Consider the following 11,416-nt stretch of genomic DNA (forward strand, 5'->3'; position numbering starts at 1 on the left):
TATCGGAGAGCAATCTGCGGATCCTGCAACGCGCCGGCGGTCACTACATCGCTGGGGAGAAAATGAACTCCGGGAAACCGACGGTGGAAGTGGCCTTGGCGCGCCCTGGACGTTTTCGTGAGCTTCGTCCGAACCTGAAGGTGAAGGAGGTCGTGGTGGGAGACGGTGAGGCCCGGGTGCGTTACGTGTTGGCGTTCAATCCCGAGGAAGCCAAACGCGATGAGGCGCGGCGGGAGGCGATGTTGCGCGAGCTTCGGATGGAGTTGGAACGCCTCAAGGAGCTTCAGGGCGAAGCGCACACGAAAGCGCACTGTCGGCTTGCGAGCCATCCAACGTTCAAGCGCTATCTGAAACAGGACCGATGGGGGAACCTGAGAATTGACCCGGAGGCCGTGCGGCAAGCGGCTCATCTGGACGGGAAGTACTTGATCCGCACCTCCGACGATACGCTGTCGACGGAAGATGTCGCGCTGGGATACAAGCAACTCCTGATGGTGGAGTCCGCGTTTCGCACACTGAAGACGACGTTGGACATCCGTCCCATGTATCACCGGAAGGACGAGCGGATCCGTTCGCATGTGCTGCTTTGCTGGCTGGCCTTGTTGCTGGTGCGCATCGCCGAAGTCCAAACAGGGCGCTCCTGGCCCGACATCCGCTCCCACATGCAAGCGATGCACCAGGTGACCAAGAGCACCCCAGATGGGATCGTCGTGCAGCGCACCGAAACGACCGAGGTACAGTGGGAAATCCTGCGAGCGCTACGGATCACGGAGCCGCCAAGAATTCTGCGCATGGAACCTCGAACACGAGGGCTGTAGACACTACACGAGTGATCCACAGGTCCCAAGAACTAGCGCCAGGAATGGGTTCGTAGGACTTTGTATGACTACAAAGTTGTATAGCGTCATTTAAAAGTGCAGAAAAACGTCATGTTACTTTTTCCAGAATGGCGAGCACTTGACGTGGAGTGGCGGGCATGATAGCCTGCCGAGTTCAGTTGGCGAAGCGCCCCTTCCGCCCCAATATGACGCGGAATCATGCCCGCAGAGGCTCCATGTCAAGTGCTCACATCTTCTCGAACATGTAATTATATTACTGGGAATTCGCGCGTTGCGCTTTTCTGCACTTTTAAGTTGCGGAAAACATACAAAGTGTCGAAGCCGGGGTCAAACTTGAGCTATAATCTGCATGAAAAACAAAAGGACAGCCCTGATGGGCTGTCACTTTACTTTTGGAACAGCAACACGTGCTCTTGGTCAATTCTGGCAGCTTGATTGAATGATTTTCTTGACGTTTGTAATGTTCTAGTCCAACGATCCACCAAGCTAATGTTCAACTCAGCGAACAACTCTATAAACCGATCAGCAACCGCGACCGGCTGACCACTCACAATAGCATCACCAATAACTATCAGTATATAGCCACCTGGGCGTAATACCCTTTTCCATTCAGTAAAGCAGTCCTTCATATCTTCGAAGTAAGGCTCTGGTTTTGCACCCCTTCTTGTAAATGTGTCATGTTTCCCGATTTCCTTATCTCGTGCAAACGGTACATCTCCATTAATCCAGTACAAACGGTGGCGGTGGTATTTGTGATAGTCGTAAGCATTTAGATATGGCGGTGAGGTTACAATCATGTCCACACTTTCATCGGGAATTTCTGGAATACACCGCGAGTCACCTTGTATAACAGAGCATTTTGCCTTCGGTTTCCAAACAATCTCTTTCAACCGTCGAATAGCATCTAGAAGTTTATTTTCAAACAACCGTATCGCAGTGCCTTGAATATAGTCATAATACTGTCTGGAATACCTAGTATCACTGTCTTGATATGAAACTCGCACAATTATTGAAGAGAACACAGTCAATGATAAAATTCGACAACGCTCGGACAGCTGTTCGATGTGCCACCGTAACCGACCGAGGTCGGTAATTGCCTCAGCAGCAAACCAATACTCCATATTCTTGTATTGAGGAATCGAAATACCAGAAGGTGTATTAGGATCAGCAAGCGAGGGAACAAATGATGCAAATTGCTCTAGTTCTGCGACGTCTTGTACGCTATAATCTAAGGTCTTGGCTCGACTGATTAAACATGCAACTGCATTGTTATCGACCCCTATTGCATTACGCTGTAAGAGAATACCCTCTAAGAGGGTTGTTCCTCCACCGCAAAAAGGGTCAAGAATTGTATCTCCTGGCTTTGACCAAGTCAGTATTGCTTTTCTGGGTATCTGCGGTATAAATCGTGCTGGATAAGGATGTAAGCCGTGTAGATGTGCCTGTGTCTCTTCGTCGTGAAAGTCCCAATCGTCACAGGTATTCCGTACACCGTCGATATTGCTATAAATTGCGGTTCGATTAATCATGGAGAGGTCATCCTCTACGAACGAAAAATTAGTATCGTCTCAGCGGTTCCTCTGTTATTTCTAAAGATGTCGCGTGAAGGAATTAGTTCCATATTTATAGTATCAACCTTTGTCCAACCTGCCATTTCGCCAATGTCCCACAGAAACTCGTCAGTTGGGATTTCTACACGTTCGCCATCCACAACTGTACTGTTATTACCAACAACGTAAAACGCATAACTGTTGGGTTTCATGACCCTGCGCGCTGACGACATTGCATCATACATGTCCAGAAAGTATTTACTCAACAATGCGGGTAAATTTCTTCGACGAAAGCCCACGCCTTCCACATGATTCTTTGCCGCAATACTGTCGATTAAGTCACATACCTTGTCCGGCAGTTGTGACTTCCTCTCCAAATAAGTGTTCCACAACGCTACACGTTGACGTTCGGAAATTTCCCGATTCCCAATCATGTTGTATTCTCTATCCCTGTGCCTCTTCCTAGGTAGCAAGCCGAGGACAACCAGACTAAGTCGATCTGTATCAATATACGGTAAAGCCGTTGCATAAGGCGGAGATGTAATAAGAACATCACAGTTCATATATTCATTAGGCATCAACCTGTCGATGCACCTTGCGTCTCCTTCCACGATACTATATTCAGGTAGGATAACGTCTCTTTGTATCTGAGTAATGTATGGAACAATTTTATCGATTTGTCTCTGAGCTTCCGATATGAAGCGTTCAGTCGCAATTCCCGGTTCATAATTCCATACTTCTTTGCGAACCCGAAGGTCTGCCTCTTTCTGCCATGACACTGAGCGCAAGATATTACTCAAATTGATTAAAAAGAAATCTCTTATAGTCGTATTTTCGATCGAATTGATACACACCAAGATACCAGCAATTTCCTGCAGAGCTTTTTCGTCAAACCAGTTCCTCAAATATCGTAGGTCAGCGTCACTCCAGCACGCTTCAAGACTTGCAGCTGGACGTGATTCAACAATTTGCTGTCGCAGCCGACCAAAGCTCGTCTCCAGCTCTGATGGGTTCACCGATAATATTGCCGTTTTTACAGTGGATATTTTCACGGATAATGGATTCAAATCAAAACCAATTGACTTCATACCCATTGCACGGGCTTCAGCGTTTGTCGTACCACTACCACAAGTTGGGTCAAGAACGATACTACCCTCTTTTAAACCCACGCTATTGATTAGGGCCTTCACTAGCTGAGGAAAGAATTTCCCTCGATATTCATGGATGTCATGGACACCATACCGAAGCTTGCGAGTCTTAGATAGCATACTGTGACTTAGCGGTACTGTATTCAAAAGCGTCGTCTGGTGACTTGCTCCCTCGCAAAAGGATTCATATAAGACCTGCTTGGTCGGCTGTAACGATTCATTTTCAGTTCCTACCCATTCCCAGTACGCCAGACGTTTCCTTAGGTAATCAGGTGATACATCTGTTGAAACGCACACTTCGTCATCTGCCTTAACAGAGAATGCGTCATCAATATGTTCCGGTTTCATAAGTCCCATAAGCTCAGCTCGGGCGAGGATACGTTCAAAAGGCTGAATATATCCTTTTAGTCGCAGAGTAATGTTTCGCTGAACGGTGAGCGCCTTCTGTGAGACGTCTATGTTCACCAGCATACCTCCCAGAGGATGTAACGTTAACTTGTCTTAGGTGATGAACATTGGTTGACGATATAAGAGGCGCAAATCAATTCAATAGGTGTTATGTCTGTCCCAAATGGAACTTCTATATCTCTCATTCTAAAAGCAGGGATATCAAAAGGGTTATTGGCTAGATGAACACCAAATTGCTGCAGACGCTTGTTTACCTTCAGCTGCACATCACTCGAGCAATAGTTGCTTAAACGACAAGCGTATACGGTTATCAATGGAGAGTGGACTGCTTTATCTCTATCCACTCTTTTTTGTGTTCCCATGTATTCATCCATCTTGTTGTCAACCGAGAAGTCGGCATAGCCCTTTCCAGCCTCACATTCTTGCAGACAGTTGTCAAGTCCAACCGGAATCATATTTAATGCGTGCAAAGCATCCAAGCTCCTCACTCGGAAATACTCTGCGCTAATATAACCGGTCTGTGACTGACCGGACAATGTCGCGATAAAGCTTTCCACGTATTCTTCTAGGGAGTTATAGAACGATAATATTTGAATTCCCATCGCTAACGACATCATTAGCTCAGACCTCATGCGTGTACGTACATTTGTCGGACTAACTTGCGGATTATAGATCCAACCATTAGGTTGAATAAAGGACTGGATAAGGTCTGCATATTTTTCTCTTGGAACTAGACCACTAATTAACTCACTCCACCATCGAGTATATACAGCATGAACTGGTGTTTGTTTCCATTGATCCTCGAAGTTGTATAACTGAGCGCCATAACCCTGAGAATATGCCAACGGACTTCCCTTTTCATCAGTGAGAAGCTCATCCATTATGCCGATCCAATCGGTCTGAACCGACCCGTATAACACAAGTTCACTAATAATTGCTTGAAGACAGACTGATGACGCAACCCTTCCATGCTCGACTTCGGTTTCCACATTGTATAGCCAATTTTGTATCCATTCACGGTGTCCTGGTAGTAAGGATACCTTAGTATAGTCGATGGGAACGACAATGTGCTCGATCATGCCTGGAAACCTCCTACTGGGTCAGCTACGGTGCTCCCGAACACCGCATACATTAGCAGCGGAAAATACCATCGACACAGCGCAGAGGAGGCAGCCACATCTATTCGCGCCAATCCAGCGCCCGTAGGTTCCACATGCGAAAACCTATCTTCGTAAGGCAGAAGTGCCGGTGCAACCCCTAATGCCCATGGCTTGATGGCAAGTGAGATTTCCATGGTTCGAAGTTTGCCATCACCATTTTTACCTCCGCGTAACATAGGAACTCCATCTTTCAGTCCAATAGTGACAAGCTCAGGGAAGTACTGAGAGCCAACTTTCACCTTCCATGTTGCTACGCAATCTTTTTCATTAAAGAGCTTTGTTAGAGTGCGAAGGAATAACTCTAAACTAATACTTTCAGACGAGGTAAATCCAAGGCTAAGCCCCGTAGCTCCACCTCGAAACATCTTAAACAGTTCTGCTTTCGGAGTGGACCCCTCAGCGAGATAGAGGCCTGCAACATAGCACCACAGTGGGTCAATTCGTAATTCACGCCTCAAATCTACCGCCTTGCTACGAGGCCATTTGCCCGACAGCATCACCCCACCCTTGAGTGTAAATGACGGCCGTTCCCCCCCTAATGCGCCGTAGGGATGCCTAGTAAAAAAGTCATAGACATCGACAATTTCTCCAACGAGAGATGGGCGATTCCGCCATCGCACAAGTCCCTGAGACGAAACCTCAGAATCCTCTAAGATCGATCCCTCAATCTCGTGCAACATTTTTAGAAACAATTCCCCAAATCCAGTTAGCCCTACGAGGTGTACTTCATCTGACCGGCTCGACCCACCTGGTGTCCTAGCCCCCTTCTTGAAAGGGCGCCGCAATGACGCTGTTACACGATCATGTGCTCCCAGGCGTAAGCCACTTGCTTCAATCTCAGCCTTTTTCACGTCTGTTAAAATTCGCTCCATGGCCGTCTTGTGTTGATAATAGAACGCGAGATGCTCTTCACTGGTGCCTTTCATCGGCCGTACCTCTTTCAAGTACTGCAAATCAGCTTCGTTCAGCTGGGGACGCACTTTGTTTAATGGAAGAGGCGCCGGTAGCGTTCCACCGTAATGGCGCCTCAATGCTTCTAAACCCTCCCCCTCCATGAAATACGCACTGTCTTCACCTAAGGAAAAAATAAACTGTGTTGTCCCCGGAAACAGTCGTCTAAACTGTTCAACCGCAAACCTCACGAGATGAGGCTCTCGTTGAGAAAAAGAAATATTCGGCTTAACCTTTCCCGGTGTCCCAGACACCTCGGTGCCCTTTGCACCGTCACCACTATACAATCCAAAAAAGGAAACTAAAGGTTCGTCTAACTCGATGACGGAAGGCATTTTAAGGGTATTACCTGTCCCGTCGGTTCGTCTTATCAGCAGGTGTCCATCCTCATCATACGACCATGAGTATTCAGCACGATACCATCGGTTCTTTGCATCCGTTACAATTCTTCCTGTCACAACTCCATTAGTCTTCTCTAGAAAGTCGGCAATCATCAGGCTGCCTAGCAACATATGCTACCCCCTCACAAAGTTGGGTGTAGTCCCGAATTTCGTGGAAATTTGAAAGTGGCGGTCTCCTGATCCCGTTTGATATAACGGGGGTGGGGAAAATCAGGAAAGGAGAACGCCACTATGAAATCAAGATTACACGAGATTGCACTGAAATACCAGAAGCAGTTGACGAGATTGGATGCAGCGTGAGCGTCAAATCGAACCCACCTTGCATTCCCACCATCGCTGCATCAAAGTCATACATGACGATAAACCCCGCCGGGGAACCGGCGGGGCAATTGTGCATTCTATGGTTTTTTCGGCCGTCTGCGGATTCCGTCCGGCAGGCGGTCGGACCACGGCAGCAGGTCGTCCAGCGGCGTCCGCTCGCCTGTCGGAAGGTTGGGTAGCCGTTCAAACAGGTACTCCAGTGTCAACAGCGGATTAAAACTCCCCAAAAAAATCGCGCTCGATTCCCCAAAAACAGCGGATTCGATTCCCCAAAATCATCGCGATTCGTTCCCCACACATATGTTCGCCTCGTCTCGTGTTTCCGACAATGCGCGCGTAACGCAAGCACGTTGCTTCATTCGCTAACTGTTGTGTAAGTGTCGTGGTGAAAACACGGTTGGCCGCTCACGCCGCACGGCAGTATACTGAAGGCAAACGGAGGTCATGATGGACATACCGAGGAATGCGAACGATCTGGTTGCAAAGCATCTTACGCTGGCGTTACCCGGGGAAGTGCTGTCGGTCATCGGTGTCCACCATGCGCCTGTGGTGCGCGCCTTGGCGACGGAGATCCCCGAGGTGAGACTGCATCAGACCATGACGGACGTTATGCTGGAGCTTGCGGATGGGCGGCTGCTCCACCTGGAGTTCCAGTCGACGAAGGAACCTACGCTATATCGGTTTGCGGCATACGACGTGGCGCTCGCGGAACGCCATCGTCGGGCGATCCGCACAGTGGTGTTGTACACGGGCGACGTGCAGAGCGCGCCGTCGGAGCTCGACGCCGGGAGTTTCCGATACACGGTGGAAAACGTGTATCTGGGTCAGATGGACGGCGACGCGACGCTGGAGACGGTTCGTCGGCATCTGGAGACAGGCGAATGGACGCCGGAAGATCGGGTTCGGTTGGCGTTTGCGTTTCACATGCGATTCGAGCGTCGGACGCGGAATGAGGCGTTTGACGCCATTGTGGACACGTTGCAACGCGTGCCGGATCGCGAGGAGCAGAACTACCTGGCGGCGCTGGTGTTCGGGTTCAGCGCACGGGTGTTGACGGATGAGCAAAAAGCGGTGCTAAGGAGGGTGTTGGCGATGACGGAGTTGCTGAAGGAGATTGTGGAAGAAGCAAAGGATGAACGAAGCAAGGAAATTGCCGAGCGGATGTTCCGCGATGGCGCGTCCGTAAGCGACGTAATGCGTTGGACGGGGTTGTCCGAGCAAGAGGCGCAGGAGGTGCTGAGGCGGGTTCGAGGGGAGGCGTGATCCATGGGCAAGGCCCGCAACCGTCGCGCGAAGCGCATTCGCGAAGGCGGACTGGATCCGACGATTGCGCGAGGGATGTGGTTGCGAAAGCCGCAGACGCAAGTGGTGCCGAACAAGAAAGCGGAGAGTCGCCGCGCAGCTTGCCGGAGGTGGCAAGGGCGCGGTGAATGCTTGATTACCCTATAGCAAGTGATTACACTCGGTCTTGGGAAGCGTTCTTTGATATCCGAAACGTCACGAATGCGCCGTCTTTGTCCCCCATAAAGATGTGTCGGTTGCAAAATTGAAGGGGGAGAGGATGGCGGTAGTTTTGTTTAGAATATTACGTAAATTTAAGTTAAAGGAGGGAGGCGCAATGCTGAGTGAAAGTCGAATTCTCGAGATTGAGAGGGCGGCATGGGATGCCCTGAATGAGATAGGGATAAATAGCGAATTGGATTTTCCGATGCTTCCCACACAGTTGGCTGAACATTGGAAGATTCCGGTTAAAGAAGTGCGATTCAAGGACCCAGCATAAGCGGGGCCATTTCAAGAAATAATGGCGGGGTTGTCATTCTGGTGAATGAATGGGATGCAACTGTTCGTAAGCGGTTCACTATTGCACATGAATTAGGTCATTATGTATTACATCTACATCAAGATCCAAACGGTTTTCCTGATGATCGTGTAGACTACAAGCGCACCCTCTTTGATGGCCGAACACACAAGCCTGAAGAAGAAGCCAATCGATACGCCGCGGCATTATTGATGCCTGCTCCGATACTTGGGAAGATCTTGCTTAGAGGAGATAATAACGTTCATGATCTACTCGGAATGTTTGGGGTGTCAGAGGAGGCTCTAAGTATTCGACTCAATAAACTTCGTCGGAGGCCGGAGTTGTTGTATGAGATCCAATGATCAGGTCAATGGTGCGGAACCCGTAATTGGGCACCTGACGGACCGCGTATCAAGTTTGGTTTCAAGCGATGAAATGCCTGAGGCATCGTATGAACACAGACGTCGAGAAGCTGAAATCAAGCGTGTGGAGATCGAGCTTGAGCGATTAGATGATGAACTCGCAGCTGAGCGCTCTAGAAGAGAAGAAAGAAAAAAGTGGAGAACCATTTTTAGTTAGACGTTGATCCTCACATTTCTAGCTGAATGTGCATCTGGGAACATCGCATTTTATTTAATGGGGATCGGGATCCTCCATATGCCCGATTGGGTTGCCAATGTTTTCTTCGTGACCGTGTTTGCCCAAGTTTCGTATTTGCTCCGAGTGGCTGCAAGATATTTTTTTGACAATCGTTAATCGCCGCGCAACTTGCTGGAGGTGGCAGGGGCGCGGCGATTTTTTTTTGCCCTCCAATGCCCTCCTCTTGGGGAGGGATTATCGAATGGTGCTCGAATTGGTTGCTTGGTACGTCGTCATCGGCGCTGTGATCGTCGGCTTGCACTATTTGCCATGTTGCAGTCGTATGGCGCGTGTTGGCTGGAATGGCTTATCTAATTCTGTCGTGGCTTTGGTATTTGTCGTTGCGACGCAACGATCCGCCGGTCAGCGACCCGTTCGGAGCGTTGATGGGCGCAGGGTACACCGCAGCGATATGTTTTGGGCTTGCGGTTTCGCCTTCTGTACCGATAGAGATGTTAATGGTCGGGTATCCGTTTTGGGCTTGGGCGGTCAGTTCGTATGCGGGAACGTTTGCCTTTCGAAGGAAAGAAGGAAACCGAGTGGAGATGCTTGGGGTCGTGATTTTCCCTCATGTAGTGGTTTGGGAAGATTGGTGGTTGAGGAAGCAGGAGTCATGTTGAGTGGCTTCGAAGACGCGGTGACCGGCCTCGTGTGCTTAGTGAGACATTTATTGCAGCCATACATTGCAGGGATGGATTGCTGTTGCTGTATCGCTGCCGTTCATTCTTCATGCCCAGATTTTCCTTCATGAGTTTGCGCATTATGTATGTCGAAAAGCGTTTGGGATTCCTACTCAACGAATGATTATTGGTTCTGGCCCGCTCATGTTCCGCATAGGGAACTTTGAGGTGCGATGGATACCGACAAGTGGCAGCGTCGGGCCTGGTGTGTATTGCATGGATCTTCCTATCCGGCGCAAGCTTTGGGTGTACAGATCTGGGATCTTGGCGAATGGATTGTCGGTTCTGTTGTGGGTGAAAAACCTAATCTGGGTTTTGTGTGGGCTGATGATGGTTTGGGCGAACACCCGCGTGGTTGTGTTTCCAGCCAAGCAGACGATGTCCGATGGCGCATGGATCGCACTACTGCGGGGTAGTTTCAGGTTGCCGGAAGGGTTTGATCCGTGTTCAGGTAGAGATAACAATGCGTGACGTCCAAAGCGGCGCAATTCCGTCGCGACCTAGCTGAAGAAGCAAGGGCGCGGCGATTTTTTGCCCTGCAAACGCCCCATAGACGAAGACTTCTTTCGTCAAGGAGGCGATGGACGTGAACACGGATCTGTTGCTGGAGGTTCGGGAACTGCGGGATAGGCTGGTGGACAAGACGGATGTGCTGGAGAAGGTCAAGGCGCTGACGTTGTTGCCGGATGATCTGCATGCAACCGTAGCTATGGTGGCTTCCTACTATGAAGTCCCGAAAAAGGCCATTGATAGTCTGATTCTAGACCACCGTGACGAGCTTGAGCAGGATGGCTTGCGAACCATATCAGGGGCTGAACTGATCTCCTTTAAGGAGATGGGTGTAGTTCCCAAAAACACCGCAGCACTTACGATTGTGCCTCGCCGCGCCATCCTGCGTATCGGTATGCTTCTTCGGGACAGCCAGGTCGCCAAGATGGTACGCACATACTTGCTGAACGTCGAGGAGGAGGCGCGTGTCGAAGCACCACAAGTGATCGACAGGGCGGTCAAGCGAATTTCTTGGCGAGAGGTCTATTCGACGGTGAATTACAAGAAGAAGCTCGGTAAGTTGATCGGCTTGTCCGACGGCACGGCGACGCTTCTGGCGCTGTCCCACACGGAGCGCGAGTTCGGCGTCGATCTCAGCGAGTACAAGCGGCATGTCCGCGACGACGACTTGGAGGAGACCTTCTCTCCGACAGAACTTGGCAAGCGGATGTCGCCGCCGGTGTCTGCACAGCGTGTTAATCGCATGCTGGCGGACGCGGGGCTCCAGCAATGGGACGACAAGTCGAAGTCATGGGTGCTGACGGACGCGGGCAAACCGTACGCGAAGTTGTTGCCCGTTGAGGTCTTCCATCCGGACAAGAACGTGACGACGACGAAGTATGCGATTCGATGGAAGCTCGCGGTTGTGCAGAAGATCACGAATTGATGGAGCACTTGGCTTGCGCATATGCCTAAGCGGGATACACTAATGTCAGGGATAGGTACAGCTTGCGTGGTCAGGGCCGAGAGAAG

11 protein-coding genes are annotated in these 11,416 nt (G+C 50.0%); 6 read left to right on the top strand and 5 right to left on the bottom strand.

Going from position 1 to position 11,416, the window contains the following annotated elements:
* Positions 1-818: IS1634 family transposase (locus tag AS26_RS12290; protein WP_157068503.1), on the top strand; the 818-nt coding region annotated here is incomplete at its 5' end.
* A 407-nt stretch (positions 819-1,225) separates the two neighbouring features.
* Here AS26_RS12290 and AS26_RS13975 read toward each other — a convergent pair.
* The 5 genes from AS26_RS13975 to AS26_RS14880 all read right to left on the bottom strand — a co-directional run bounded on the left by AS26_RS13975 (position 1,226) and on the right by AS26_RS14880 (position 6,984).
* Entirely contained in the window at positions 1,226-2,368 is a 1,143-nt protein-coding gene (locus AS26_RS13975) for a DNA methyltransferase (RefSeq protein WP_083516091.1), read from the bottom strand.
* A 14-nt stretch (positions 2,369-2,382) separates the two neighbouring features.
* On the bottom strand, positions 2,383-4,002 hold the full coding sequence (locus AS26_RS13980) for a DNA methyltransferase (protein ID WP_169793501.1): 1,620 nt from the start codon (positions 4,000-4,002) through the stop codon (positions 2,383-2,385).
* Positions 4,003-4,028: 26 nt separating this feature from the next.
* Positions 4,029-5,024, bottom strand: a complete 996-nt coding sequence (locus tag AS26_RS14310) for a hypothetical protein (RefSeq protein ID WP_157068504.1) — start codon at positions 5,022-5,024, stop codon at positions 4,029-4,031.
* The gene (locus AS26_RS14315) at positions 5,021-6,568 is read right to left on the bottom strand and encodes a hypothetical protein (protein ID WP_157068505.1); all 1,548 of its coding nucleotides are present in this window, start codon (positions 6,566-6,568) and stop codon (positions 5,021-5,023) included. Before AS26_RS14315 ends, AS26_RS14310 begins: the two co-directional genes overlap by 4 nt.
* Before the next feature lie 287 nt (positions 6,569-6,855).
* A complete protein-coding gene (locus tag AS26_RS14880; protein WP_281176964.1) occupies positions 6,856-6,984 on the bottom strand; it encodes a hypothetical protein in 129 nt (42 codons plus the stop codon).
* Between the two features lie 241 nt (positions 6,985-7,225).
* Here AS26_RS14880 and AS26_RS12295 point away from each other — a divergent pair, with 241 nt between their 5' ends.
* The 5 genes from AS26_RS12295 to AS26_RS12305 all read left to right on the top strand — a co-directional run bounded on the left by AS26_RS12295 (position 7,226) and on the right by AS26_RS12305 (position 11,330).
* Positions 7,226-8,041: an RpnC/YadD family protein gene (locus AS26_RS12295; protein ID WP_062309991.1), complete on the top strand. Its 816-nt coding sequence runs from the start codon at positions 7,226-7,228 to the stop codon at positions 8,039-8,041.
* A 3-nt stretch (positions 8,042-8,044) separates the two neighbouring features.
* The gene (brfA, locus tag AS26_RS15040) at positions 8,045-8,227 is read left to right on the top strand and encodes a ribosome rescue factor BrfA (protein ID WP_062309986.1); all 183 of its coding nucleotides are present in this window, start codon (positions 8,045-8,047) and stop codon (positions 8,225-8,227) included.
* A gap of 369 nt (positions 8,228-8,596) precedes the next feature.
* Positions 8,597-8,938 (top strand): ImmA/IrrE family metallo-endopeptidase, encoded by a 342-nt coding sequence (locus tag AS26_RS13985; protein ID WP_373278200.1) that lies wholly within the window; start codon positions 8,597-8,599, stop codon positions 8,936-8,938.
* Positions 8,939-9,898: 960 nt separating this feature from the next.
* Positions 9,899-10,366: a site-2 protease family protein gene (locus tag AS26_RS14970; RefSeq protein WP_373278199.1), complete on the top strand. Its 468-nt coding sequence runs from the start codon at positions 9,899-9,901 to the stop codon at positions 10,364-10,366.
* Between the two features lie 109 nt (positions 10,367-10,475).
* The gene (locus tag AS26_RS12305; RefSeq protein WP_062309988.1) at positions 10,476-11,330 is read left to right on the top strand and encodes a hypothetical protein; all 855 of its coding nucleotides are present in this window, start codon (positions 10,476-10,478) and stop codon (positions 11,328-11,330) included.
* Positions 11,331-11,416: the final 86 nt, after the last annotated feature.

Origin of the sequence: Alicyclobacillus sendaiensis NBRC 100866, assembly GCF_001552675.1 — a bacterium.
GTDB lineage: Bacteria > Bacillota > Bacilli > Alicyclobacillales > Alicyclobacillaceae > Alicyclobacillus > Alicyclobacillus sendaiensis.

Excerpts from the sequence above, each read along its gene's own strand:
- AS26_RS13975 (WP_083516091.1), bottom strand. The coding sequence starts at position 2,368 with ATGATTAATCGAACCGCAATTTATAGCAATATCGACGGTGTACGGAAT.
- AS26_RS14310 (WP_157068504.1), bottom strand. The coding sequence starts at position 5,024 with ATGATCGAGCACATTGTCGTTCCCATCGACTATACTAAGGTATCCTTA.
- AS26_RS14315 (WP_157068505.1), bottom strand. The coding sequence starts at position 6,568 with ATGTTGCTAGGCAGCCTGATGATTGCCGACTTTCTAGAGAAGACTAAT.
- AS26_RS12295 (WP_062309991.1), top strand. The coding sequence starts at position 7,226 with ATGGACATACCGAGGAATGCGAACGATCTGGTTGCAAAGCATCTTACG.
- brfA (WP_062309986.1), top strand. The coding sequence starts at position 8,045 with ATGGGCAAGGCCCGCAACCGTCGCGCGAAGCGCATTCGCGAAGGCGGA.
- AS26_RS12305 (WP_062309988.1), top strand. The coding sequence starts at position 10,476 with ATGGACGTGAACACGGATCTGTTGCTGGAGGTTCGGGAACTGCGGGAT.